The organism is Pantoea sp. SGAir0215, assembly GCF_043543215.1.
The window spans coordinates 285,267-311,064 of sequence record NZ_CP028031.1; the positions used below are offsets into that span (position 1 = coordinate 285,267).

Sequence of the window (25,798 nt, forward strand, 5' to 3'; positions counted from 1 at the left end):
TGAACCACCGCGCCGTTTTTTTAGCTCAGCGAAAGATTGCCGCTGTTTTGAACCGCTTCCGGAGTTTCTGCTAACGGCAGCCAGGCACGGATGCGTAATCCTCCCCGCTCACTGTCGCCAATTTCCAGCGAACCCTGATGTGCATCGATAATACGCTGCACGATAGCCAGTCCCAGACCGGTACCGCTGGTGCTACGCGCACTGTCACCGCGCACAAACGGCTGGAACAGATGGGCCAGTTGATCGGGTTTAATTCCCGGGCCATCGTCTTCAACCTGGAACCAGGCGCGATGCAGTACCCGGCCGCTGCTGACCTTGATCCAGCCATTTCCATAACGTGCTGCGTTCACCACCAGGTTAGCCAGCGCACGTTTAATGGAAAGGGGATTAATCTCCAGCATCAACTCTTCCGCCATCACCGCATTTTCGATTTCACGCTCGTAGCCGCTTTCTGCGGCCACCACTTCACCCAAAACACTGTTCAGGTCGGCCAGTTCGGTCTGCATTTCCTGACCGGTGCGCAGGTAGTCAATGAACTGCTCGATGATGGCATTGCACTCTTCGATGTCTTTATTGATCGATTCGGCCAGATAGCCATCCTGCTCGTTCATCATCTCTGTGGCGAGGCGAATACGGGTTAACGGCGTACGTAAATCGTGGCTGACGCCCGCCATGAGCAACGTTCTGTCGTCAGCGAGCTGTTTAACGCCTGCCGCCATCTGGTTGAACGCGCGCGTGACCGAGCGCACTTCTGACGCGCCATACTCACGCAGTGGCGGCGGGATAATGCCTTTACCGACCTGCAGTGCGGCGTGTTCCAGGTCCACCAGCGGGCGGTTTTGTATGCGGATAAATAGCCAGGCCCCGCCGATCGCCAGCAACATTATCGCCAGGGTATAGCGGAACAGCGGTGAGAAATCACCCTGGTGAATTTCAGTCAGCGGCACGCGCACCCAGATATCGGGCGACAGCCAGGTCTTTAACCAGACAACCGGGGAATTTTTATTAACCTCGACGCGCACATCGGTCGGGCCACCAAGCTGCTGCCCCATCTGATCGCTGAGGAACTTATAGTGCTGTGCCCAGCGCAGTCCGCTCTCCTCTGCCGCCGCATTGGTATAGAGCGAAATACCCAGTTCACGATAGATTTCGCGGCGAAACGCGGGTGGCACTTCCAGCTGCGTGCCATCTTCCAGTTGTAGACGGTCCGTCATCAGCATACGGACTTCATACGCCAGAACCTTATTGAACTGTTGCAGGCTGGGAAGAATGGCGAAGTTCAGCACCACCAGGTAGGTCGTTACCAGGCTGACAAACAGCAAGGTAACGATCAACAACAAGGTGCGGGCAAACGAACTTCGTGGCGAGAAGCGCAACCGCCTCATGCTTTACTGCCGTCCGGTACAAAGACGTAACCCAGGCCCCAAACGGTCTGGATGTAGCGTGGGTGAGCCGGATCTTCTTCCACCATGCGGCGCAGGCGAGAGATCTGAACGTCAATGGAACGCTCCATAGCACTGTACTCACGACCGCGGGCCAGGTTCATCAGTTTATCGCGCGACAGCGGCTCACGTGGATGACTCACCAGCGCCTTAAGCACGGCGAATTCGCCGCTGGTTAACGGCATAGGTTCATCTTCACGGAACATTTCCCGCGTGCCCAGGTTGAGCTTGAACTTACCAAACGCGATGACCGCTTCTTCCTGCGAAGGCGCACCGGGCAGCTCATTGGCCTGACGACGCAGCACGGCACGAATGCGCGCCAGCAGTTCACGCGGGTTGAATGGCTTGGGAATATAGTCGTCCGCACCGATTTCCAGCCCCACGATACGGTCCACTTCTTCACCCTTAGCCGTGACCATGATGATAGGCATGGGGTTGCTCTGGCTACGCAGACGGCGGCAAATCGACAGCCCATCTTCGCCAGGCAGCATCAGATCCAGCACCATCAAATGGAAGGATTCGCGGGTTAACAGACGATCCATCTGCTCGGCGTTGGCGACACTGCGCACCTGAAAGCCTTGTTCGGTAAGGTAGCGTTCAAGCAGAGCGCGTAAACGCATATCGTCATCGACGACCAGGATCTTGTAGTTTTCTTGCATTTTTAACTCCCAAAGGCGCGATTGCCTGAGCCGATATTGTTAAAAAAACATGTGGCACAGCGACAGTGTTTAATGGTTTATATTCTAGTCAAAATTGTTACAAAGCATATTAAACAGCAGCTTATATTTAAATTCACGTTCTGCTGACGGGGAAGCCGTTCCGTTTCGTCCTCCGTGGGACAGAATACGGCAAATCTGAAATATTGGCTAAAATTCCGCTATTTACTGGTTTTAACACCGTACCAGTGATAATCGCGCTAAAAAAAACAACGGGTTGCCAGAAAATTTGACTTAAATCGAATCTGTTATTGCCCGCTTCTCCGGCAAGCTGCGGTTTATGACTCTGATAACAGCATATTCTTCCGCAAAAAAACAGGATAATACGCGACCGTTCTCGGATTAGTATGAGATCCGCTTTTAATGAGTCCACTTGCAGCTAAAGTCCAATAATTCAATCAGTAAAGCTCACTTTGCGTACTGCCTGATATCACCCAGACTAAAGCAACGCCAATCTGTCGCTTTACGGGGAAAACATGAAAAAAACGATCTTACTGCTGAGCGTACTGGCCTTGTCCAGCATCAGCCAAAGTTATGCCGCCCCTGCAGCCGGTGAAGCCGCCGGTGCACAGGCCACCACAACCGCTCAGGGCAACTCCAATGCCATCGGTATTGGTGCCATTGGCGCGCTGTTGGGCGTAGCGCTGGCGACCGCAGGCGGTGGCGGCGGTGATGGTAACAGCAGCAGCACCTCAACCACGACGTCGACCAAAGCGGGTAAATAAGTCAGCCTCCTCGCCTCATTGTGCTTCCCTGAGCGTGAAGCGCAGTAAAAGGGTTTTTAGCCTGTTAAAAACCCTTTTCTCGCCCCCTTTTTCGTCACACCGGATTTGCTTTACACTGAAGCTCTTTTGATTTGACCGGCTGCAGTACATGAGAACGCGACTGATTACCCGTGAAGGTTTTAACACCTTAAAAGCTGAACTTGATTATCTGTGGCGGGAAGAGCGACCCGAGGTCACCAAAAAAGTGACCTGGGCTGCCAGCCTGGGCGATCGGAGTGAAAATGCCGATTACCAGTACAATAAGAAGCGTTTGCGCGAGATTGACCGCCGCGTCCGCTATCTCAGCAAAAGTCTTGAGCAACTGCGTATTGTGGATTATTCGCCCCAACAGGATGGCAAAGTATTTTTTGGTGCCTGGGTGGAAGTCGAGAATGACGACGGTGAAGTGAAACGCTTTCGTATCGTGGGCTACGATGAAATTTTTGGCCGTAAGGATTACATCTCGATTGACTCGCCGATGGCCCGTGCGCTGTTAAAAAAAGCGGTCGGTGATATGGCCATTGTTGAGACGCCAGCCGGGCCGGCCGCCTGGTATGTTAATGAAATTAGCTATATTGAAGCCTGATTCAGAATATCGCTGAAAGCAGGCCCATTCTCTGGCATTTTCGCCCATCAATCCGTATAACTATCGGCTATTTCTCAACCCAGAAAGCATAATAGTCCGATGATAAATGTTCTTAGCCAGCTAATTGCAAGTGAGCTCCAGGCGCGCCCCGAGCAAGTTGACGCCGCCGTCCGCCTGTTGGATGAAGGGAATACCGTGCCATTCATTGCACGTTATCGTAAAGAGGTGACGGGCGGTCTGGATGATACGCAACTCCGCCAGCTGGAAACCCGCCTCGGCTACCTGCGTGAACTCGCTGAACGCAGGCAGGCCATCCTGAAATCCATTGAGGAACAAGGAAAACTCACCGACGACCTGGCTCAGGCCATCAATACAACGCTCAGCAAAACAGAACTCGAAGATCTTTACCTGCCCTACAAACCCAAACGCCGCACCCGTGGGCAAATCGCCATCGAAGCCGGTCTGGAGCCGTTGGCCGAGACATTGTGGCAGGATCCCTCGCACGATCCGGAGCAGCTGGCTGCAGGTTATGTGAATGCCGATAACGGTGTCGCCGATGTGCGCGCAGCCCTTGATGGCGCGCGCTATATCCTGATGGAGCGCTTTGCTGAAGATGCCGCGCTGCTGGCTAAAGTACGCCACTATTTGTGGAAGAATGCCCATCTGGTATCGAAAGTGGTGGAAGGTAAAGAGGAAGAGGGCGCGAAATTCCGCGACTATTTCGACCACCATGAGCCGCTGCATACCGTACCGTCTCACCGTGCACTGGCGATGCTGCGCGGACGTAACGAAGGCGTGCTGCAGCTGTCGCTGAATGCCGATCCGCAATTTGATGAGCCACCGCGCGAAAGTCATGGCGAAACCCTGATTGCCGAACACCTGAACCTGAGACTGAATAACGCGCCCGCCGACAGCTGGCGCAAGGCTGTGGTCAGCTGGACCTGGCGCATCAAGGTGATGCTACATCTGGAAACTGAGCTGATGGGCACGGTTCGCGAGCGGGCCGAAGATGAGGCTATCAACGTCTTTGCACGCAACCTGCACGATCTGTTGATGGCGGCACCTGCGGGCATGCGTGCCACTATGGGCCTGGATCCGGGCCTGCGTACCGGCGTGAAAGTTGCCGTCGTTGACGCCACCGGCAAGCTGGTCGCCACCGATACCGTTTATCCCCATACTGGCCAGGCCGCGAAAGCGGCGGCGGCCGTGGCGGCGCTGTGCGTGAAGCACCAGGTCGAACTGGTGGCGATCGGAAACGGTACCGCCTCACGTGAAACCGAACGTTTCTTCCTTGATCTGCAAAAGCAGTTCCCGCAGGTCACGGCGCAAAAAGTGATCGTCAGCGAAGCGGGCGCATCGGTCTACTCCGCGTCAGAGTTAGCGGCGCAGGAGTTCCCGGATCTGGATGTCTCCCTGCGCGGAGCGGTTTCCATTGCCCGCCGCTTGCAGGATCCGCTTGCCGAGCTGGTGAAAATCGACCCGAAATCCATCGGTGTAGGCCAGTATCAGCATGACGTCAGCCAGAGTCAGCTGGCGAAAAAGCTGGATGCGGTCGTGGAAGACTGCGTGAATGCCGTCGGCGTTGATCTGAACACCGCTTCCGTACCGCTGCTGACGCGCGTAGCAGGTCTGACGCGCATGATGGCGCAAAATATCGTCGGCTGGCGTGACGAAAACGGGCGTTTTCAGAATCGTCAGCAGTTACTCAAGGTGAGCCGCCTGGGGCCGAAAGCCTTTGAGCAATGCGCAGGCTTCCTGCGTATCAATCACGGCGATAACCCGCTGGATGCGTCTACGGTTCACCCCGAAGCCTATCCGGTCGTCGAGCGCATTCTGGCGGCCACGGAACAGGCCCTGACCGATTTGATGGGCAATCCGGCCAGCCTGCGGAATCTGAACGCTGTGGACTTTACCGATGCGCGTTTCGGCTTGCCGACCGTGACTGACATCATGAAAGAGCTGGAAAAACCCGGCCGCGATCCCCGTCCTGAGTTTAAAACCGCGCAGTTCGCGGAAGGCGTGGAAACCCTGAACGACCTGATGCCGGGCATGGTGCTGGAAGGTGCGGTCACTAACGTCACTAACTTCGGTGCTTTCGTGGATATTGGCGTTCATCAGGACGGGCTGGTCCATATCTCTTCCCTGTCCGATAAGTTTGTGGACGATCCGCATCAGGTCGTGAAGGCGGGCGACATCGTCAAAGTCAAAGTCATGGAAGTGGATCTGCAGCGTAAACGTATCGCGCTTACTATGCGTCTTGACGAGCAGCCGGGTGAAGGCCATGCCCGCAGTGGTAAGAGCAGCACGGCACGTGAGGAAAGACGTCCCGCAGCGAACAAAGGCCGGGCGCGTCCCACCAGTCAGCCAGCAGGTAACAGCGCCATGGGTGATGCCCTGGCTGCGGCCTTCGGTAAGAAGCGCTAGTTAACGGCGGTTACGTCGCCTCTTTCCCGGTGCGGAAGGAGGCGACGCTTCACCCTCTCTTCCCCTTTACGCTGTTCTTAGCCCTCCGCCAGGCTTTGCCTGCCAGCAAGCCGTTGCGCCCTTTCGCTGGCTGCGCGTGCGATTAAGTTGAAAATCCTCACCCTGACGCTACGCTAAAAAGACGCCCGTGATAATAACGACACCCGCTGTGGCAGCCCCTTAAAATGGAAAAAATCACTGCTTTACTCGATGCGATTTATGCCGATGCCTTTCCACAGGCTTTACGTGAACGCCTGCTCGTCCTGATTGCAGACGCTCGCGATACCACAAAATTGCCACGTAAAGCGCACTGGGACGAACAGGATGTCGTACTGATTACCTATGCCGATCAGTTTCGCGAACCGAATACGCCTACGCTCCGCACTTTCTCACGCTTTTATCAGCAGCATTTGCAGTCGACCTTTTCACTGGTGCACCTTCTGCCGTTCTATCCTTATTCGTCCGACGACGGTTTTTCCGTCATCGATTACCATCAGGTCAATCCGTTATGTGGCGACTGGCATGACATTGCCCTGCTGCATCAGGAAACACGACTGATGTTCGATTTTGTCTGTAACCATATGTCGGCGCACAGCGCATGGTTTAAGCATTATCTTGCACAGGATCCGGGCTGGGATGATTTTTTTATAAGCCTGCCGCCCACTACCGATCTGAGTGCGGTAACGCGGCCACGGACGTCGCCCTTGCTCACACCGTTCACGCTGGCAAAGGGTGACATTCGTTTTGTCTGGACCACCTTCAGCGCCGATCAAATTGACCTGAACTTTGCCAGCCCTGACGTGCTGCTGCGCATGGTTGAGGTCCTGCTCGACTACCTTAAACGTGGAGCCGATTACGTACGGCTGGATGCAGTGGGCTATATGTGGAAAACACCCGGCACCACGTGCATTCACCTCGAAAAAACGCATCTGCTGGTCAAACTGTTTCGTGCCATCGCCGACGAGGTTGCACCGGGCACCGTGATCATTACTGAAACCAATGTGCCGCATAAAGACAACATCAGCTATTTCGGCAAGGGTTATGATGAAGCCCAGATGGTGTACCAGTTCTCGCTGCCGCCGCTGGTGCTGCACGCCATCCACACCGGCTCGGCGCGTGCGTTACGCCAATGGGCCAGTACCCTTACGACAGGCAATGGCAATACCACTTTTTTCAATTTCCTGGCATCGCACGATGGTATTGGCCTGAATCCGGCACGCGGTATTTTATCTGAAGTGGAAATTACCGCCCTGGTGCGCGATCTGGCGCTGGAAGGTGCGCTGATCTCGTACAAAAATAATCCTGATGGCACAACCAGCCCCTATGAAATCAACGTGACCTATTTCGACGCGCTCAACCGTGAAGGCGATGACGATGAAACGCGGCTCAAACGCTTTATGTTAGCGCACGCTATCTTACTGGCGTTTCCGGGCGTACCCGCCATTTATATCCAGAGCATACTGGGTGCACGTAACGATTATGAGGGCGTACGCGAAGCCGGCCATAACCGGGCGATCAACCGGCAAAAATATGCTATGCCGGAGATTGAAGACGCGCTGGCAAACAGGAACGGTTTACGCCATCAGGTTTATACGCATTTGAGTAAACTGATTCAGCAGCGTCGCCGTCTGGCCGCTTTCCATCCTGATAATCCGATGCAGCTCTTTCAGAGTGACAATGCGCTGTTAATAATGAAGCGTGATGAGCCCGCCCGCGGCGATGCGTTACTGTGTGTATTTAATCTCAGTGGCAGACAGGTTAAAGCGCAGTTACCCGAAGCGCGCCTTTTTCAGGATGTGATCAGAGGTGAGAAGGTGGATGGCACCCAGCCTGTGGTGCTGGATGCCTGGCAATTCATGTGGCTACGCTAATTACTTGTACACTTCCGCAGTTGCACTGAACTTACCGTGCTCACGGCCCGCGATCACCCGGAAGTACTTGCCGCCCTTCTCATCCGCTGCTTTTGACAGCTTCTTCTTGGCATCCATTGGCGAGGTGGTTTCTGCCGTGGTGTTTACGGTACCAATTTTGGTCAGATTCATCTTCTGCACTTCTTCTTTGGTGACTTCTTTCGCCGCCAGTGCAGAAAATGACACTGCGCCCATCATCACTGATGCAACTACCCATTTCATAACCTTCATTTGTCTACCCTCATTCATGATCCATTGTTGAGATGTAAGCAGCCGCAAATCGCTTAAGGCTATATCGAACGGCATAGTCATTTCCCTGACTAATCGCATAGAAGTGCAGCGGCCTTGCTCACTCATCAAGTATTGCCGCTACACAGAAATTTGCCAGTTACGGTCTGGGTTAACTGTCTAATCCGCTGATAAATGAAATAATATGCTGGCAGAAGGCGTCAGGATGAGAAATAAACGGCGCATGTGCGGCTTTGTCTGTCACAACAGAAGGCGATGCCGGTAACTGTTGGTCAAGCTGTTGCGCAATGCGACGGGGCACCAGACCATCCAGCGCGCCATAGATGCGCAGAAAAGGCAGTGAAAGCGTGGCAAGCCAGTCACGTAAATCGCATTCGCTCAGAATCTGCAGGCCACCATTCAGCACCGCTACGTCGGGCATCGGCTGTGACAGCACAATGTCTTTCAGCTGGCGTGCATCGGCGCGGGCGCTTTCCGAGCCCATGGTTTGCAGAGCCAGAAAACGCTCAACGGTACGCTGAAAGTCCTGACTCAGCTGCTGCTGAAAGTTATGTAAGGTTAAAGGGGCAATCCCAGGCCAGTCATCGCGGGCGGTAAAGCAAGGTGACGAGGCGACGGTAATCAGGGCACGTAATCGTTCGGGGACGCTCAACGCCAGCTGCGTGGCAACCAGCCCGCCCAGAGACCAGCCCAGTACAGTGGCGCGCGAGGGCAGATGCGGCTCAAGCACCTGTGCCATCGCTTCCAGCGACATCGCCGGGAATCCCTGGCTGCGGCCATAACCGGGTAAATCCACTAAGTGCAGACGGAAATGCGTGCTGAGTCGCGGCACGATGTTTTGCCACACTTCCGCATTCAGTCCCCAACCGTGCAGCAGCACAAGATCGTTATCTCCTTCGCCGCAGGTATGCCAGTAAAGTGAGCTCATCCGTTATGCTTCCATCATTCATTAATAAGGAGGCCACTATGCTACCAATGCCCGCCCTGTGTTGGCTATGCCAGTTGCCGCTACGTCTTGCCCGGCACGGCATTTGCTGTGTCTGTCTGCGCCAGTTGCCCCGCCTGCCCCCGTTATGCCCGGTGTGCGGTCTGCCTGCCGCCTCTGGCAACCTGACCTGCGGGCGCTGCCTGCGTCACCCGCCGCCCTGGCAGACGTTAGTCTGCGTCAGCGCCTGGCAGCCCCCGCTCAGCACATGGGTAAACCAGTTAAAATTCTCCGGGACAACCGCACTAAGGGTGATGCTGGCGCGTTTGCTTTTGTTAAGCTGGTTGAATGCGTACCGTAGCAAACGGACGAGCCGTCCCGATCTGCTGATGTGTGTTCCGCTGCATTCACGACGCTGCTGGTGGCGCGGCTACAATCAAACGGCCTTGCTGGCCGCACCCCTGGCTCACTGGCTGGGCTGTGCATTCAGTCCGGCGTTATACCGACGGCGCGCAGGTGCCGTTCAGCATCACTTAAGCGCCCGCCAGCGTCGTCGCAACTTGCGAGGAGCGTTTCATCTTGAAGCCGATGTCACCGGACGCCATATCGCCCTGATCGATGATGTGGTCACCACCGGCAGTACGGTCAAAGAAATCAGCCGGCTGCTCCGGGCGCGAGGCGCAGCCAGCGTGCACATCTGGTGCCTGTGCCGTACCTTGTAGAGCCCGAATGATGGGCGTATTATAACCAACTAAATTAGTCAACTATTGAGCAACTGACATGATCCGAATTACTGATTCTGCCCAAGAGCATTTTTCAAAACTGCTGTCTAAACAAGAAGATGGCACCCAGATTCGCGTATTCGTGATTAACCCGGGTACGCCAACGGCCGAATGCGGCGTGTCATACTGCCCACCCGATGCGGTTGAAGCCACGGATACTGAACTTAAGTTTGAAAAACTGTCCGCGTATGTTGATGAACTGAGCGCGCCCTATCTGGAAGACGCTGAAATTGACTTCGTCACCGATAACCTGGGCTCGCAGCTGACGCTGAAGGCGCCTAACGCTAAGATGCGCAAGGTTTCTGACGATGCGCCACTGGTTGAGCGCGTTGAGTACCTGTTACAGGCGCAGATTAACCCACAGCTGGCCGGACACGGCGGACGCGTTTCGCTGATGGAAATCACCGACGACGGTTTTGCTATCCTGCAGTTTGGTGGCGGCTGTAACGGCTGTTCGATGATCGACGTTACCCTGAAGGATGGCATTGAGAAAGAGTTGCTGGCAGCCTTCCCGCAGTTGAAAGGCGTGCGCGATATTACTGAGCACCAGCGTGGCGAGCACTCGTTCTACTGATGTTCACGCGCGACAGCCCGGCTGTCGCGCGTTCCCGTTATCCCGCCTTTCGCCGTTTAGTCACGGTTTTCAGTAGCTTATTGACGTCATCATCGGCAAAGATGCTTTCCAGTGGCTGCACCAGCTTGCGACGCCAGTTGGGATATTGATCGACGGTGCCCGGCACGTTAACCGGCGTGGTCATGCCCAGCCAGTCCTCAGGCTGCAACCCAAGCAGTGCACTGTTGGTATCCGCCAGAAAACGGTGCACAGACTGATTCAGACCGGGCGTCATCGCGAGCGACGCAGCCTGTTTTGCGCTCCGTGCCGGCACCGCGCCCGCTTTATGTAGCGCATCGAGCAGCGCCTGCTTTTGCTTCAGTCGCTGCTGCTGCAGGTTGAGGACAGTTTTTTTATCGGGATAAAGCCCAAGCTCCTCGCCAAGCTGCAAATCGCCGCCACTCCAGAACCCTGTCAATGTGGGCAGATCGTGCGTGCTGGCGCTGGCGATTGACTGCCGTGGATAGGCCCGGGGCGCGCGATACTGGCCCTGCCTGCCCTGTTCAAACCACAACACTTTCCACGAAAAGACGCCACTGTCGCGCAGCAGACTGACAATCTCTTCAGGCACGGTACCTAAATCCTCGCCGATCACCATACAGCCCTGTCGGTGGCTTTCCAGCGCCAGAATACCTAACAGATCGTGAACCGGATAAGCCACATATGCCCCTTTATCCGCCGTTTCACCCGCCGGTACCCACCAGAGGCGCAGAAGCGCCATTACGTGGTCGATACGTAGCGCGCCGCAGTCACGCATATTCGCACGCAGGATGTCGATAAAGGGTTGATAACCTCTGTCCTGCAGAACATGGGGATCCATCGGCGGCAGCCCCCAGTTTTGGCCCAGCGGACCAAGCCGATCGGGCGGCGCGCCGATGGACGCTTTCAGCCGGTAGAGCTCTGGATCGTGCCAGGTTTCAGCGCTGCCTTCTGCTACGCCGACAGCCAGATCGCGGTACAGGCCGACACTCATACCCAGCGCCTGACTGCGCGCCCAGCACTGCGAAAACTGCTGCTGCGCCAGCCACTGCAACCACTGCCAGAAAGCAATCTCCTCGCCGTGCTGTTCGCACCAGTTCTGCACCTCCGCGGAGCGGCAGTCACGCCAGCTTTCGGACCAGGCAGGCCAGCCTGTCAGCGCGGAGCCTTCACGCTGCATGTCTGCCTGCAGACCGTCATAAACGGCCTGATAGCGCAAACTGTCGCCCCCTTGCTGGATAAATTCGGCAAAGCGTTGTTTCTGCTCATCTTCCGCACGCCGGGCCTGGAACTGAGTCCAGCTATGGCGCAACGCCGTCAGCTTCAGCGCCATCACTGCATCGTAATCCACCCACTCACTTTCCCGGGCCTTGCTGAGTGCTTTTTGGGTTTTCGCGCTTTTCCACCACTTTTGCGCCGCGCGGCTCTGCTGGAAATCCTCTACCTGTGCCACATCAATATAGATGATGTTTAACCAGCGACGGGACGACGGACTGTAAGGGCTGGCAAAAGCGGGGCTGGCCGGATAGAGCGCGTGCAGGGGATTCAGGCCGACAAAATCACCACCGCGCGCGGCAAGCTGCTCCAGCAAATATTCCAGATCGCCAAAATCACCAATGCCCCAGTTTTTCGCTGAACGCACGGTATAAAGCTGAACCAGCGCGCCCCAGCGTTTCTCTCCGGCACGCAAGGCCGGGGGCAGATAACAGCGGCGCGGCGCGACGATCACTCTCGTCTGCCACGTACGTTTACCCTTGCTCAAGGTAAGCTGGTGATAACCCTGCCCCAGAGGAGAAGGCAGCGTAAAGGGCGCACCACCTTCGAGTGTTCCGCTAAAAGTTTTGCCTTTCTCTGTCTGCAACTGCCAGCTTATGCGACCGTCAATCTGTGGCGCCAGCACACGTTGGCGATTACCGCTGAAGACCACAACAGGCGGCAGCGGTGATTTGCTGGCTTTCTGCGGGTTTTCCATCACGGCGAGCAAGGCACGCTTTGTCTCATCGCTGATCGCCTCCGGTTCACCGTTCGCATTGAAGTACGTCAGCGCTATTCCTGCCGCCAGTGCGGCTTTATCAAGTGAAGTGGATGTCATCGCAATTCCTTAGCGTTGCGCCTGCCAGATGCGCTGTTGGTAGTCCCGAATCGAACGATCCGAACTAAAAAACCCGGCTCGTGCCGTATTGAGAATGGCGGCGCGCGTCCAAGCTTCCTGATCGCGCCATAACGCCTCAACGCGTTTTTGCGCATCGACGTAAGCCTGATAATCCGCCAGCACCAGCCAGGGATCGCCATTTTTTGTCAGACTCTCCAACATTAGGTCGAATGCATGCTTATCGCCATTACTGAACTTCCCTTTTTTCAGAGACGTCAGTAATTCATCCAGCTCTTTGTTATGCTTGCGGATCTTTTGCGGCTTGTAACCTGCCGCTTTAAGCGCCTTAACCTCATCCACGGTATGGCCGAAAATAAAGATGTTCTCTTCGCCGACCTGTTCGGCGATTTCTACATTCGCGCCATCCAGCGTGCCAATAGTGAGTGCGCCATTTAATGCCAGCTTCATGTTGCCTGTGCCTGAGGCTTCGTAGCCCGCTGTGGAGATCTGCTCCGACAGATCGGCAGCAGGGATCAGGTATTCGGCTGCCGTAATGCGGTAATCCGGCATAAAGACGACTTTGAGTTTGTCGCCAACAAGCGGGTCGTTATTCACCACGTCTGCCACCTTGTTGATGGCATAGATAATGTTTTTTGCCAGGTAATAACCCGGTGCGGCTTTGGCACCAAAGAGAAACACGCGGGGAATCATGCTGGCATCATCGGGATTATCGCGAACGCGTTTATAGCAGTGCAGAATATGCAACAGGCCTAAATGCTGACGCTTATACTCATGCAGTCGCTTGATCTGCACATCAAAGATCGCTTCTGGATTAACAAGGATGCCGGTGCGCTGCGCAATGTAGGTAGCCAGACGCGCTTTGTTATGGCGCTTAACCGCACGGAAGCGCTCACGGAAGGCAGGATCATCCGCACAGGGCTCCAGCCCCTGTAAGGCCGTCAGATTACTGACCCATTCGCATTGAAGCGTATCGTCAATCAGGCTCGACAGGGCGGGATTACACTGCTTAATCCAGCGGCGCGGCGTGATGCCGTTCGTGACATTGTGGAATTTTTGCGGCCAAAGCTGATGGTACTCGGGGAAAAGATCGGTCACGACCAGGCCGGAATGCAGGGCCGCCACGCCATTCACTGCAAAACCGCTCACCACGCACAGGTTTGCCATGCGCACCTGACCATCGGCCACCACTGCCAGCTTCTTCCATATCGCTTTATCACCTGGCCAGCGCTGTTTAACCTGCTGTTTCAGGCGGCGATTGATCTCTTTGATAATGACCATATGACGCGGCAGCACACTGCGCATCAGCTTTTCATCCCAGCGTTCCAGCGCTTCAGGCATTAAGGTGTGATTGGTATAGGCAAACACGCGGCTGGTGATATGCCAGGCCTCATCCCAACTCAGCTGATGCGCATCCAGTAATACACGCAGCATTTCCGGTATAGCGATAGTGGGATGCGTATCGTTTAGCTGGATCACTTCATGATCTGGCAGGGCATGGATACTGCGCCCTGCCTGATGATGACGTCGCAAAATATCCGCCACTGCGCAGGCACACTGAAAATATTGCTGCATCAGGCGCAGGCGTTTTCCCTGTGGGTGATTATCGTTGGGATAAAGCACTTTGGTCAGGCTGGCGGCATCAATCCCCTGCTGTTCAGCCTGTAAAAACTTACCATCGTTAAACAGCGTCAGGTCAAAAGGATGTTCGCTGGTGGCTTTCCACAGCCGTAACGGCAGCGTCACCCCGTTACGGTATCCCGTGATCGGCAGATCCCAGGCTTCCCCGCGAAGATAAAGGGCAGGTACCCATTCCAGGCGACCTTCATCGCGCTTGATCACTTTTCCACCCAGCCCGACACGCACATCCAGCGCTGCGTTATGGCGAAACCAGGGATAGGTGTCGCGCTCCCAGTCATCCGGTTCTTCAACCTGTTTGCCCTCTGCGAAACGCTGGCGGAACAGACCATATTGATAATTAAGCCCATGTCCGGTTGCAGGCTGGCCTGCCGTCGCCATGGCGTCCATGTAACAGGCCGCCAGCCTTCCCAGGCCGCCGTTACCTAAGGCTGGATCGACTTCTTCTTCCAGCAGTTCGCTCAGCTCAACCTGATGTTCAGCCAGCAGGGCTTTTACCTCATCAAACCAGCCCAGATTAAGCAGGTTATTGCCCGTAAGACGTCCCAGCAGAAATTCCATCGACAGATAGTTCACATGACGTTGTGGCGAGAGGGATCGGGCGGTGGGCTGCACACTGATCACATCATTCACTGCGGCACTGAGTGCCTGCCACCACTGATGCGGCGTCATTTGCCTGGCGGAGGTGTAGCCAAGATGTTGCCATTGGCGGGTTAATGCAGCCTGAAAGCGGGATTTATTGAATTTCTGCTGTGGCATATCACTCCCTTTGTATCCATATGGGTAAGGTAAACATGGCATGCGCATGGGCCGGCAACATGGCCAGCGACCGTTTTAATTAAATACGTGAGTGCGGGAAAAAGCGACAGACTGAGGTAAAAAACGCCAGTTTACTCACTGGCGGGCAGGAATTAGCAAAGTTCGAGGTGAACGTCGTGCTGTTCAATCACCTTCATGACGCTGGCGGGCGGCATTTTATCGGTATAAAGATAATCAAGCTGGCTCATATTGCCCAGGTTGACCATGGCATTACGCCCAAATTTCGAGTGATCCACAACCAGCATGACACAGCGTGAGTTCTCGATGATGGCGCGCTTGGTGCGCACCTCGTGGTAGTCGAACTCCAGCAGTGATCCGTCCATATCAATGCCGCTAATCCCGAGGATGCCGTAATCAAGGCGAAACTGTGAAATAAAGTCCAGCGTCGCTTCGCCCATGACCGCGCCGTCACGGGTACGTACTTCGCCACCCGCAATAATGACTCTGAAGTCCGGTTTGCCCATCAACAGCATGGCTACGTTCAGGTTGTTCGTCACCACGCGCAGATCGCTGTGGCCCAGCAGCGCATGCGCCACCGCTTCCGGCGTAGTGCCGATATCAATAAACAGCGTTGCGCCGTCGGGAATCTGGCTGGCAACGCGCTGGGCAATGCGCGCTTTTTCGGCCGACCACATCATTTTACGGTCCTGCCAGGCGGTGTTCTCCGAGCTGGAGGGCAAAGCCGCCCCACCGTGGTGCCGTTGAATTTTATTTTGATCGGCAAGGTCGTTTAAATCACGACGAATCGTTTGTGGGCTGACTTCAAAATGGTCGACCAGCTCCTCAGTACTGACATATCCCTGACGCCGAACCAGATCAATAATGGCGTCATGACGTTGCGTCTGCTTCACATTCCTCTCCTGTTTCGGGCTTATTCTTCTTCGTTGTGACTAGCGTTTTTTCTTGCGCGTATCAACAAATGCCATCGCCAGGCCAACCAGTAGCCCACCCACGTGCGCGGCATTGGCGATGGCCAGACCAAAGGCCCCAAACCAGCCGACCACCAGCCAGACGAGGGCAAATCCGATTAACCCGCGCTCCAGACAGATACCACTCTCAGGATCGCGTTCGCCACGCAGCCAGCAATATCCCATTAATGCATAGACCACGCCGGACAGACCACCAAACCAGATGCCGCTGAACTTTGCCTGCAGCCAGCCACTGAGCAGGGCGGAGATCAGTAAAATGACAAAAAGTTTGCCGCTGCCTAACCGTTTTTCTACCGCTCCGCCGAGATACCACCACCACATCAGGTTAAACAGGATATGCAGCAGCGAAAAATGCAGCAACGCATGACTAAACCAGCGCCAGACCTCAAAGTGCTGATCGGCATCGGGCCAGGCTAACCAGTACATTACGGTGCGATCGCCCAGCACCTGCATCAGAATAAAGACGGCGATACAGGCCAGCATCACGACGGTCGTCAATGGTCCGGCCCGCTCACGTATGTTTGCCCAGATGTTGCTGCGCTCATAGCGCAGGCCACTGTCGGTTTTACCACTTTGCCAGCTCGCTGCCTGGTAGCGCGGATGATTGGGATCGCGCACGAACGCCTGAAGTTCGTTTTCGACCATTGACAGCTGACTTTCATCATCCAGCACAATGACATAGTGACTTTCATGCTCAATACGCAATTTCACGCCACGCGTCGCCATGTAGTCAACAAAAGCCTGCGCCATGCGCGGCTGATTAAATTGGGTAATGCGCATTACTCACTCTCCGTGTTACGCCCGCTTATTTATTCAGCGCCGCTGGCAACCTGTTGAGGAAAGGCGGCGCGCCAGGCGTCAAATCCGCCATCTATACTGTAAGCCGTGGCAAATCCCTGACCATGCAGATAGTCCGCCGCGCCCTTACTGCTGTTGCCGTGATAGCACATCACCAGTACAGGCAGGCTCATGTCAGTGGTGCTGATGAAATCATTGAGGTTGCTGTTCGACAAATGCAAGGCGCCGCGGGCATGGCCGAGTGCAAAACTTTGCGCATCGCGAATATCCACCAGCACTGCGCCCTGCTCAAGATGCGCCTGCGCCTGGTGAACATCGATACATTGGTAGGTTTCCATGGTGTCTCTCATCATGTTTCATCATCAAAATGACAGCTAGTGTAACCCGATAATCCTCGGCAATAACCTGACAATAATTGTGGCTACTCACCTTTCCGCACACATAATGTTATCCATATCACGCAAAATTGTTTTTAAGCGGTTAAATACTGGCATCAATGTTGGTTTGCGATTATGATTATGCTCGAAAACGAACATAAGTGAACTATTCCGAACATCGGAGGAGACAACGTGGAAACCAAAGACCTGATCGTTATCGGCGGCGGCATCAACGGTGCTGGCATCGCAGCAGACGCTGCAGGACGCGGACTGTCGGTGTTAATGCTAGAGGCGCGGGACCTGGCTTGCGCGACCTCTTCCGCCAGTTCAAAACTGATTCATGGTGGCCTGCGCTACCTTGAACATTATGAGTTTCGTCTGGTAAGTGAAGCGCTGGCTGAGCGCGAAGTGCTGCTAAAAATGGCACCGCATATCGCGTTCCCGATGCGTTTCCGCCTGCCGCACCGTCCGCATCTGCGCCCGGCCTGGATGATTCGCACCGGTCTGTTCATGTATGACCACCTGGGCAAACGCACCAGCCTGCCGGGCAGTAAAAGCCTGACCTTTGGGCCGGATTCGGCGCTGAAGCCTGAAATTAAACGTGGTTTCGAGTATTCCGACTGCTGGGTCGATGATGCCCGTATGGTCGTCCTCAATGCGCAGGAAGTGGTTAAGCATGGCGGTGAAGTGCGCACCCGTACCCGCGTTACCCGCGCGTGGCGTGAAAATGGCCTGTGGATGGTCGAAGCAGAAGACATTGACAGCGGCAAAACCTTGTCCTGGCAGGCTAAAGGTCTGGTCAACGCAGCCGGCCCCTGGGTTAAGCAGTTCTTTGACGACGGGCTGGCGCTGAAGTCGCCCTACGGTATCCGCCTGATCAAAGGCAGCCATATCGTGGTGCCACGCGTTCACAATGAGAAGCAGGCTTATATCCTGCAAAACGAAGATAACCGCATTGTGTTTGTCATTCCGTGGATGGACGAGTTTTCCATCATCGGCACAACCGACGTGGAATATAAAGGCGATCCGAAAAATGTCGCTATTGACGACAACGAAATCGACTACATCCTGAAAGTGTACAACGGCCACTTTAAAAAGCAGTTAACGCCAGACGATATCGTCTGGACCTATTCCGGTGTGCGCCCGCTGTGTGATGATGAATCGGATTCGCCGCAGGCCATCACCCGTGACTACACGCTGGACGTCCGTGATGAAAACGGTAAAACGCCATTACTGTCGGTCTTTGGCGGTAAATTAACGACCTATCGCAAGCTGGCTGAGCATGCGATGGAGAAACTGGCGAAGTATTATCCCAAGGCTGGCCCGGCCTGGACGAAGAACTGCGTATTGCCCGGCGGTAATATCTCTGGCTCCAGTGATGACTACGCTGCCAGCCTGCGCCGCCGTTATCCGTTTATTACTGAAAACATGGCGCGCCACTATTCCCGCACTTACGGCAGCAACACGGAACTGCTGCTCAACGATGCAACGTCGCTGGAAGATCTGGGTGAGAACTTTGGCCACGAGTTTTATGAGGCCGAACTGCGTTACCTTGTTCAGCATGAATGGGTGCGTGAAGTCGACGACGCTATCTGGCGCCGCACCAAGCAAGGTATGTGGCTCAACGAAGCCCAGCAGGCCCGTATCGCTGAGTGGCTGGCGGAGAAGGCCAAGCCGACGCTGTCGCTGGCCTCGTAACAGCGCGTGAGCGCTGAGCGTGCGGCACAACAGGTTACGGCCTGTTGTGCCGTTTTTTTTTGCCTGCGCGGCTGGGCGGTGGTGGGAAAGCGGCTGATGAAACGCTGAGAGGGTTTCGCTCGCCAGACGGCCTGGAGTTTCAGCCAGCCCGGTGCGGGCGACCGACAAGGGGCCGCCAGCCGCCGCGGCCCCTTGACCCCGGGCTCCCGTCCTGCCCACCCGCCGCTTCGCGGTGCCTTCGCTCCTTCAGGATTTCTGCGGACCGCCAGGACGCGCCATCCGTGGCGCGGCCCGGCTCTCGCCGACGTCCTGTCGGCTCATCCGGAAATCCCTCATCCGCTCAGCGGGTGGGAAGGCCGCCCCAAACCCCCGCTTCACTATCTCTGTGTTAAAGCCACTTCCGGTGTCGCTGTAGGTGACCGGAAAGTCCTACAGTCTGCTGGTTTTGAATCAATGCCTGTTTATAAAAACTTTTTTGAATCCCACTGCACACATTCACTACAGACAACACCCGCTTTTAAAAGAAACCAGGACTGACAGGCGGGGGGTTTTTCTGCCGGCATCCGGCGCGCTGAGGAGGGAACGGAGGCCAGGACGGCGAGGCAGGGATGCCGCGCAGAGGACGGCTGCGCCAGGGACGGCGCATCCGGACGGTCCGTCAGGCCGCAGTGAGAGACGAAGGAACAGCGACGGCTGCCGGCCGCCGGGATTGTTAAGGGGCTGGCGCAAGCCCCTTAACCCGGCCGCCTGCACGGACTGGCTGAAACTGCCATCGCCTGGCGGGCGGAAAATTCCCCGATGCAGGACCGTAATCTTCCCGCCCTGCGGCCAAACAGACAAATCCTCAGACAACACCACACCAAATCAGTAACACGATCCCACAGGCAGGGGTTTCCTGCCGGCATCCGGCGCGCTGAGGAGAGAACGCAGGGATGCCGCGCAGAGGACGGCTGCGCCAGGGAGGGCGCATCCGGACGGTCCGTCAGGCCGGAGTGAGTGAAGAAGGCACAGCGACGGCTGACGGCCGCCGGGATTGTTAAGGGGCTGGCGCAAGCCCCTTAACCCGGCCGCCTGCACGGACAGGCTGAAACTCCCTGTCGCCTGGCGGGCGGAAAATTCCCGGTGCAGGACCGTAATATCCCCCGCCCCGCGGCCAAACAGACAAATCCTCAGACAACACCACACCACATCAGTAACACGATCCCACAGGCAGGGGTTTCCTGCCGGCATCCGGCGCGCTGAGGAGGGAACGGAGGCCAGGACGGAGCGGCAGGATGCCGCGCAGAGGACGGCTGCGCCAGGGACGGCGCATCCGGACGGTCCGTCAGGCCGGAGTGAGAGACGAAGGAACAGCGACGGCTGCCGGCCGCCGGGATTGTTAAGGGGCTGGCACAAGCCCCTTAACCCGGCCGCCTGCACGGACAGGCTGAAACTGCCATCGCCTGGCGGGCGGAAAACTCCCGGTGTACGACCGTAATCTCCCCCGCCCGGCGCGCAAAATACTCCCGGTGTACGACCGTAATCTCCCCCGCCCCGCGGGCAAAATATTCCCGGCGCACGACCGTAATCTCCCCCGCCCCGCGGGCAAAATATTCCCGACACACAACCGTAATCTCCCCCGCCCCGCGGGCAAAATATTCCCGGCGCACAACCGTAAACCCTCACCCCACGAACAACGCCCCAATAAAAAAGGGGCTGTCACCAGCCCCCCTCAATCTCAACTTTATCGCCAGGCTACAACCTCACCGGCGAAATATTCCAGATCTCATCCGCATACTCCTGAATCGTGCGGTCAGACGAGAAATAGCCCATGCCGGCGATGTTCATGGCGGCGCGGCGCTGCCATTCGTCTGGCTGACGATACAGTTCATCGACCTTATCCTGCGTATCCACATAACTGCGGTAATCCGCCAGCAACTGGTAGTGATCGCCAAAGTTCACCAGCAAATCGAACAGGTTACGGTAGCGGCCCGGATCCTGCGGGCTAAAGACGCCCGAGGCGAGCTGGGTCAGCACCTGGTGCAGTTCAGCATCTTCTTCATAGTACTTACGCGGGTTGTAGCCTGCCTGACGCAAGGCTTCGACCTGCGGAGTGGTATTACCAAAAATAAAGAAGTTTTCTTTGCCCACATGCTCCAGCATTTCGACGTTGGCACCGTCCAGCGTGCCAATGGTCAGCGCACCGTTGAGGGCAAATTTCATGTTACTGGTGCCCGAGGCTTCGGTACCTGCCGTCGAGATTTGCTCAGAGAGATCGGCTGCCGGAATAATAATCTGCGCCAGACTCACGCTGTAGTTAGGGATAAAGACGACCTTCAGCTTATTTTTAACCTGAGGATCATTGTTAATCACCTTCGCCACATCGTTAATCAAATGGATAATGTGCTTGGCAACGTAGTACGCCGAAGCCGCTTTACCCGCAAAAATATTCACGCGCGGCACCCACTCGGCATCGGGATCGGCCTTGATGCGGTTGTAACGGGTAATCACGTGCAGGACGTTAAGTAACTGGCGCTTATACTCATGAATACGCTTGATCTGAACGTCGAACAACGCGTTAGGATCGATCACCACATCGAGGTTTTTCGCTACCCAGACGGCGAGCCGTTTTTTGTTTTCCAGCTTGGCATCCGCCACTTTCTCAATAAAGGCCGGGTAATCGATACAGGCTTTCAGCTCGCTGAGCTGGCTTAAATCTGTCCGCCAGTTACGACCAATCTGCTCATCCAGTAATTCAGACAGAGGTGGGTTTGCCAGCGCCAGCCAGCGGCGCGGCGTAACGCCATTGGTTTTGTTGCAGAAACGGCCGGGGAACAGGCGGGAGAAATCGGCAAACAGGGACTGAACCATCAGGTTCGAGTGCAGCTCTGAAACGCCATTGACCTTGTGACTGACGACCACGGCCAGCCAGGCCATGCGCACCCGGCGCCCGTCGTTCTCATCAATGATAGAAATGCGCGACAGCAGATCCCAGTCGTCAGGATAATATTCCTGAATCGTTTTAAGGAAAAAGTCGTTGATTTCAAAAATGATGCTGAGGTGGCGCGGCAGGATCTTGCCAATCATATCTACCGGCCAGGTTTCCAGCGCTTCGCTCATCAAGGTGTGGTTGGTATACGAAAACACCTGGCAGCACACATCGAACGCATCATCCCAGGTAAATTTATGCTCATCAATCAACAACCGCATCAGCTCGGGAATCGCCAGCACCGGATGGGTGTCATTGAGGTGAATGGCAATTTTGTCCGCCAGGTTGCCCCAGGTCCGGTGCATCGTCCAGTGACGATTCAGAATGTCCTGCACGGTAGCCGACACGAGGAAATATTCCTGGCGCAAACGCAGTTCCCGACCGGAATAGGTTGAGTCGTCGGGGTAAAGCACGCGGGACACGTTTTCTGAGTGGTTCTTGTCTTCCACAGCCGCAAAATAGTCACCCTGATTGAATTTACCCAGGTTGATTTCGTTACTGGCCTGCGCGCCCCACAAACGTAACGTGTTAGTAGAATCCGTATCGTAGCCGGGGATGATTTGATCGTAGGCCATAGCCAGAATCTCTTCGGTTTCCAGCCAGCGAACCTTGGCCCCTTCGTGCTGAACACGGCCACCGAAGCGAACTTTATAACGGGTGTTGAAACGCTGGAACTCCCACGGGTTGCCGTATTCAAGCCAGTAATCCGGTGACTCTTTCTGCTCGCCATCCACAATATTCTGTTTGAACATGCCGTAATCGTAGCGAATGCCGTAGCCGCGGCCCGGCATACCGAGCGTTGCCAGCGAGTCCAGGAAGCAGGCCGCGAGGCGACCCAGGCCACCGTTACCCAGACCGGGATCGTTCTCTTCTTCCATCAACTCGGCCAGATCGAGGCCCATTTCGTCGAGCGCCAGATTGAGATCGTCGTAGATCCCCATCGCCAGCAGAGCATTGCCCAACGTGCGCCCCATCAGAAATTCCATCGACAGGTAATAAACCTGCCGCACATCCTGAGAAAGTTGCGCGCGGTTAGAGCGCAGCCAGCGCTCAACCATACGATCGCGCACGGCCAGCAGTGCGGCGTTCAGCCATTCGTGTTTATTCGCAATGGAAGGGTCTTTACCAATGGTGAACATCAGTTTGTATGCAATTGAGTGCTTTAAAGCATCAACCGTCAACGTAGGTGAAGCGTAAGTGAATGGTGTATTCATTTTCAGTTTCCCAATCCGTTACAACAAACGTTGATAAAGATCGCGGTAGGCTTGAGCGGCGACCTGCCAGCTAAAATCCATCCCCATCGCCTGACGCTGCACATAACGCCACAGTGAAGGGCGAGACCACAACACAAACGCGCGACGAATGGCCCTTAATAAAGACCAGGCATTACTGTCTTCAAAACTGAATCCACTGGCAATACCATCCGCAAGGTTTTCCAGCGAACTGTCGTTTACCGTATCGGCCAGGCCGCCCGTGCGACGCACTAATGGCAGGGTGCCATATTTCAGTCCGTAGAGCTGTGTCAGACCACAAGGCTCGAAGCGGCTTGGCACCATGATGACATCCGCGCCGCCAACAATGCGATGCGAAAACGCTTCGTGGTAGCCAATCTGTACGCCAACACTGCCAGGATGTTCCGCCGCAGCGGCCAGAAAACCCTGTTGCAGTTCGGCATCACCTTGCCCTAACAGCACCAGTTGTCCGCCCTGAGCCAGCAAACCGGGCAGCGCTTCCAGTACCAGATCCAGCCCTTTCTGTCGGGTCAGGCGGCTGATCACGGCAAAGACGGGGGCTTTGTCGTCCACCTTCAGTCCCATTGCCACCTGCAGCTGACGCTTGTTTTCCGCTTTGGCTTCCAGCGTATCGCGGTTATAGCGTGAGCTCAGCAGCAGATCATGGGAGGGATCCCAGATTGCCGGATCGACACCATTTAACACACCGCTTAAACGCCCTTCGCGCATCCGTTGGGCCAGCAGGGTTTCCATGCCGTAACCGTATTCGGGCGTGGTGATTTCATGCGCATAGGTTGGGCTTACGGCCGTCACATGATCTGCGTAAAACAGGCCCGCTTTCAGATACGAGATCTGTCCAAAAAACTCTAGGCCGTACATATTAAAAAAGGATTGTGGCAGCTGAATCTGATCCAGATGATGCGCGGAAAACAGTCCCTGATAGGCCAGGTTATGCACGGTGAAAACGGATTTTGCAGGCCGTCCACGCGCTTCAAGATAGGCACAGGTCAGCCCTGCATGCCAGTCGTGTGCGTGGACGATATCGGGCCGCCAGTAGCTGTCCAGACCGCAGCCTAACTCACAGCCCATCCACCCCAGTAAAGCAAAGCGTAAATAGTTGTCGACGTAGGCAAACTGCGATTCATCATGATAAGGACTACCCGGACGATCATAGAGATCAGGGGCATCAATAAGGTAAATGCCTACCCCATCAAACTGCCCAAACAGTAAGCGAACGGGCCCGGCAAACGTCTGCAACTCCGCCACCAACTGCGTATCCGGTATTCCTTTACGTAATGCAGGAAACGCGGGAAGTAACACTCGCGTATCTGTTCCACCCGCAATTTGTGCCTGAGGTAATGCCCCGACTACATCAGCCAGCCCGCCCGTTTTCAACAGCGGGAAAAGTTCTGAACAGACATGTAAAACCTGCATCCTCGACCTCATTAAGTTACCAGGCACGATCCTCGTGCCGATGGGTTGTGTGCCGCTTGTCGTTTATTGTCCCGCACTACTGAGTTTGGCCAGCATGGCGCGGGTTACCAGTACAATGCCTTCTTCTGAACGGAAAAAGCGGCGGCTGTCTTCATCAGGGTTTTCACCAATCACCATCCCTTCTGGCAACACACAGGCGCGGTCAATGACGCAGCGGCGCAGACGACAGGATCGGCCAACCACCACATCAGGCAGCAGTACCGTTGAATCAATGTTGCAAAATGAGTTCACCCGCACGCGGGAAAACATAACCGAATTCACGACCACCGAGCCCGAAATAATGCAGCCGCCAGAGACCAGGGAATTCATTGTCATACCATGGCTACCGGAACGGTCCTGGACAAACTTCGCCGGGGGTAAGGGTTCCATATGGGTACGAATCGGCCAGCTGCTGTCGTACATATCCAGTTCCGGTGTGACCGAGGCCAAATCGAGGTTCGCACGCCAGTAAGCCTCCAGCGTACCGACATCCCGCCAGTAAGGCGGAGCCTCGTGATCGTTTTGCACACAAGAGATCGCAAATGAATGGGCGTAGCCCTCACCACTTTCTACGACCTTCGGCAAAATATCTTTGCCGAAATCGTGGCTTGAACCGGCCTGATGCAGATCGTCCTCCAGCAAACCATAGAGATACTCGGCGTCGAAAACGTAAATCCCCATGCTGGCCAGCGATTTTGTGTCATCGCCCGGCATGGTTGGCGGCTTCGGCGGCTTCTCCACGAAATCGATTACTTTATTGTTTTCGTCAACCGCCATCACACCAAACGCGGTCGCCTCTGCGACGGGCACCGGCAGACACGCGATCGTGCAGCGGGCATCGTTCAGCACGTGATCCAGCAGCATTCTGGAGTAATCCATTTTGTAGATGTGATCGCCTGCCAGGATAACCACATACTGCGCGTTGTAACGCCGGATAACGTCGAGGTTCTGGGTCACCGCATCCGCTGTGCCGCGATACCAGTGCTCAGTGGAAAACCGCTGCTGAGCCGGAAGCAGATCAACAAATTCATTCATCTCTTCGTTGAAGATAGACCAACCACGCTGAATATGTTGGGTTAACGTATGAGATTGATACTGCGTAATGACGCCGATACGGCGAATGCCGGAGTTAACACAGTTGGAGAGCGCAAAATCGATAATGCGGAATTTGCCGCCAAAATGAACGGCGGGCTTGGCGCGTTTGGCGGTCAGATCCACCAGGCGCGTCCCGCGTCCTCCAGCGAGTACAAGGGCGATGGTTTGTGTAGGGAGCTGGCGCGCCAGCATAAGATGTTCTGCTCTTTCTAATTTAACCATGTCTGACTCC

The 25,798-nt window shown here is 55.5% G+C and carries 19 protein-coding genes; 7 read left to right on the forward strand and 12 right to left on the reverse strand.

The window, feature by feature from the left end; translation table 11 throughout:
- Positions 1 to 20: 20 nt before the first annotated feature.
- Together envZ and ompR are read right to left on the reverse strand one after the other, a co-directional pair.
- Positions 21 to 1,385, reverse strand: a complete 1,365-nt coding sequence (envZ, locus tag C1N64_RS01530; protein ID WP_394515201.1) for a two-component system sensor histidine kinase EnvZ — start codon at positions 1,383 to 1,385, stop codon at positions 21 to 23.
- Positions 1,382 to 2,101, reverse strand: a complete 720-nt coding sequence (gene ompR / locus C1N64_RS01535; protein WP_001157751.1) for an osmolarity response regulator transcription factor OmpR — start codon at positions 2,099 to 2,101, stop codon at positions 1,382 to 1,384. The genes envZ and ompR overlap by 4 nt, the downstream gene beginning before the upstream one ends.
- Before the next feature lie 533 nt (positions 2,102 to 2,634).
- Between ompR and yjbE the strand changes: the two genes are divergently transcribed.
- The 4 genes from yjbE (at position 2,635) to C1N64_RS01555 (ending at position 7,842) form a co-directional block, all read left to right on the forward strand.
- Complete coding sequence (gene yjbE / locus C1N64_RS01540) at positions 2,635 to 2,883, forward strand: exopolysaccharide production protein YjbE (RefSeq protein WP_006121012.1); 249 nt, start codon at positions 2,635 to 2,637, stop codon at positions 2,881 to 2,883.
- A 148-nt stretch (positions 2,884 to 3,031) separates the two neighbouring features.
- A complete protein-coding gene (greB, locus tag C1N64_RS01545) occupies positions 3,032 to 3,508 on the forward strand; it encodes a transcription elongation factor GreB (RefSeq protein WP_033741594.1) in 477 nt (158 codons plus the stop codon).
- Positions 3,509 to 3,607: 99 nt separating this feature from the next.
- A complete protein-coding gene (locus tag C1N64_RS01550; RefSeq protein WP_367143581.1) occupies positions 3,608 to 5,932 on the forward strand; it encodes a Tex family protein in 2,325 nt (774 codons plus the stop codon).
- Between the two features lie 224 nt (positions 5,933 to 6,156).
- Entirely contained in the window at positions 6,157 to 7,842 is a 1,686-nt protein-coding gene (locus C1N64_RS01555) for a sugar phosphorylase (protein ID WP_367143580.1), read from the forward strand.
- On the opposite strand, the gene C1N64_RS01560 is transcribed toward C1N64_RS01555, so the two are convergent.
- Together C1N64_RS01560 and bioH are read right to left on the reverse strand one after the other, a co-directional pair.
- Complete coding sequence (locus tag C1N64_RS01560) at positions 7,843 to 8,112, reverse strand: YdgH/BhsA/McbA-like domain containing protein (RefSeq protein ID WP_033741618.1); 270 nt, start codon at positions 8,110 to 8,112, stop codon at positions 7,843 to 7,845.
- A 169-nt stretch (positions 8,113 to 8,281) separates the two neighbouring features.
- On the reverse strand, positions 8,282 to 9,058 hold the full coding sequence (gene bioH, locus C1N64_RS01565) for a pimeloyl-ACP methyl ester esterase BioH (RefSeq protein WP_367143579.1): 777 nt from the start codon (positions 9,056 to 9,058) through the stop codon (positions 8,282 to 8,284).
- A gap of 38 nt (positions 9,059 to 9,096) precedes the next feature.
- Between bioH and gntX the strand changes: the two genes are divergently transcribed.
- The gene (gene gntX / locus C1N64_RS01570; RefSeq protein WP_033741603.1) at positions 9,097 to 9,777 is read left to right on the forward strand and encodes a DNA utilization protein GntX; all 681 of its coding nucleotides are present in this window, start codon (positions 9,097 to 9,099) and stop codon (positions 9,775 to 9,777) included.
- Between the two features lie 58 nt (positions 9,778 to 9,835).
- A complete protein-coding gene (nfuA, locus tag C1N64_RS01575) occupies positions 9,836 to 10,411 on the forward strand; it encodes a Fe-S biogenesis protein NfuA (RefSeq protein WP_033741605.1) in 576 nt (191 codons plus the stop codon).
- A gap of 37 nt (positions 10,412 to 10,448) precedes the next feature.
- Here the strand turns inward: nfuA and malQ are convergent, their stop codons facing one another.
- The 5 genes from malQ to glpE form a co-directional block, all read right to left on the reverse strand.
- Entirely contained in the window at positions 10,449 to 12,521 is a 2,073-nt protein-coding gene (gene malQ / locus C1N64_RS01580; RefSeq protein WP_367143578.1) for a 4-alpha-glucanotransferase, read from the reverse strand.
- 9 nt (positions 12,522 to 12,530) lie between these two features.
- Complete coding sequence (malP, locus tag C1N64_RS01585; RefSeq protein ID WP_033741607.1) at positions 12,531 to 14,936, reverse strand: maltodextrin phosphorylase; 2,406 nt, start codon at positions 14,934 to 14,936, stop codon at positions 12,531 to 12,533.
- Between the two features lie 152 nt (positions 14,937 to 15,088).
- Complete coding sequence (locus C1N64_RS01590; RefSeq protein ID WP_006121023.1) at positions 15,089 to 15,847, reverse strand: DeoR/GlpR family transcriptional regulator; 759 nt, start codon at positions 15,845 to 15,847, stop codon at positions 15,089 to 15,091.
- A gap of 39 nt (positions 15,848 to 15,886) precedes the next feature.
- A complete protein-coding gene (gene glpG / locus C1N64_RS01595; RefSeq protein WP_006121024.1) occupies positions 15,887 to 16,705 on the reverse strand; it encodes a rhomboid family intramembrane serine protease GlpG in 819 nt (272 codons plus the stop codon).
- Positions 16,706 to 16,734: 29 nt separating this feature from the next.
- On the reverse strand, positions 16,735 to 17,061 hold the full coding sequence (gene glpE, locus C1N64_RS01600; protein ID WP_006121025.1) for a thiosulfate sulfurtransferase GlpE: 327 nt from the start codon (positions 17,059 to 17,061) through the stop codon (positions 16,735 to 16,737).
- Between the two features lie 231 nt (positions 17,062 to 17,292).
- Here glpE and glpD point away from each other — a divergent pair, with 231 nt between their 5' ends.
- Positions 17,293 to 18,798 (forward strand): glycerol-3-phosphate dehydrogenase, encoded by a 1,506-nt coding sequence (glpD, locus tag C1N64_RS01605; protein ID WP_367143577.1) that lies wholly within the window; start codon positions 17,293 to 17,295, stop codon positions 18,796 to 18,798.
- A 1,734-nt stretch (positions 18,799 to 20,532) separates the two neighbouring features.
- Here glpD and glgP read toward each other — a convergent pair.
- The 3 genes from glgP to glgC form a co-directional block, all read right to left on the reverse strand.
- A complete protein-coding gene (gene glgP / locus C1N64_RS01610; RefSeq protein ID WP_033738164.1) occupies positions 20,533 to 22,980 on the reverse strand; it encodes a glycogen phosphorylase in 2,448 nt (815 codons plus the stop codon).
- Between the two features lie 18 nt (positions 22,981 to 22,998).
- Positions 22,999 to 24,432, reverse strand: coding sequence for a glycogen synthase GlgA (glgA, locus tag C1N64_RS01615; protein WP_033738165.1), 1,434 nt, complete (start codon positions 24,430 to 24,432; stop codon positions 22,999 to 23,001).
- 63 nt (positions 24,433 to 24,495) lie between these two features.
- The gene (glgC, locus tag C1N64_RS01620; RefSeq protein ID WP_033738167.1) at positions 24,496 to 25,788 is read right to left on the reverse strand and encodes a glucose-1-phosphate adenylyltransferase; all 1,293 of its coding nucleotides are present in this window, start codon (positions 25,786 to 25,788) and stop codon (positions 24,496 to 24,498) included.
- Between the last annotated feature and the right edge of the window lie 10 nt (positions 25,789 to 25,798).

What these genes read in the sequence shown, in the direction of transcription:
- glpE (WP_006121025.1), bottom strand. Translation starts at nt 17,061, where the DNA reads ATGGAAACCTACCAATGTATCGATGTTCACCAGGCGCAGGCGCATCTT.
- C1N64_RS01550 (WP_367143581.1), top strand. Translation starts at nt 3,608, where the DNA reads ATGATAAATGTTCTTAGCCAGCTAATTGCAAGTGAGCTCCAGGCGCGC.
- gntX (WP_033741603.1), top strand. Translation starts at nt 9,097, where the DNA reads ATGCTACCAATGCCCGCCCTGTGTTGGCTATGCCAGTTGCCGCTACGT.
- malQ (WP_367143578.1), bottom strand. Translation starts at nt 12,521, where the DNA reads ATGACATCCACTTCACTTGATAAAGCCGCACTGGCGGCAGGAATAGCG.
- greB (WP_033741594.1), top strand. Translation starts at nt 3,032, where the DNA reads ATGAGAACGCGACTGATTACCCGTGAAGGTTTTAACACCTTAAAAGCT.
- nfuA (WP_033741605.1), top strand. Translation starts at nt 9,836, where the DNA reads ATGATCCGAATTACTGATTCTGCCCAAGAGCATTTTTCAAAACTGCTG.
- glpG (WP_006121024.1), bottom strand. Translation starts at nt 16,705, where the DNA reads ATGCGCATTACCCAATTTAATCAGCCGCGCATGGCGCAGGCTTTTGTT.
- C1N64_RS01555 (WP_367143580.1), top strand. Translation starts at nt 6,157, where the DNA reads ATGGAAAAAATCACTGCTTTACTCGATGCGATTTATGCCGATGCCTTT.
- glgA (WP_033738165.1), bottom strand. Translation starts at nt 24,432, where the DNA reads ATGCAGGTTTTACATGTCTGTTCAGAACTTTTCCCGCTGTTGAAAACG.
- malP (WP_033741607.1), bottom strand. Translation starts at nt 14,936, where the DNA reads ATGCCACAGCAGAAATTCAATAAATCCCGCTTTCAGGCTGCATTAACC.
- glgP (WP_033738164.1), bottom strand. Translation starts at nt 22,980, where the DNA reads ATGAATACACCATTCACTTACGCTTCACCTACGTTGACGGTTGATGCT.
- glgC (WP_033738167.1), bottom strand. Translation starts at nt 25,788, where the DNA reads ATGGTTAAATTAGAAAGAGCAGAACATCTTATGCTGGCGCGCCAGCTC.
- yjbE (WP_006121012.1), top strand. Translation starts at nt 2,635, where the DNA reads ATGAAAAAAACGATCTTACTGCTGAGCGTACTGGCCTTGTCCAGCATC.
- envZ (WP_394515201.1), bottom strand. Translation starts at nt 1,385, where the DNA reads ATGAGGCGGTTGCGCTTCTCGCCACGAAGTTCGTTTGCCCGCACCTTG.
- ompR (WP_001157751.1), bottom strand. Translation starts at nt 2,101, where the DNA reads ATGCAAGAAAACTACAAGATCCTGGTCGTCGATGACGATATGCGTTTA.
- bioH (WP_367143579.1), bottom strand. Translation starts at nt 9,058, where the DNA reads ATGAGCTCACTTTACTGGCATACCTGCGGCGAAGGAGATAACGATCTT.
- C1N64_RS01560 (WP_033741618.1), bottom strand. Translation starts at nt 8,112, where the DNA reads ATGAAGGTTATGAAATGGGTAGTTGCATCAGTGATGATGGGCGCAGTG.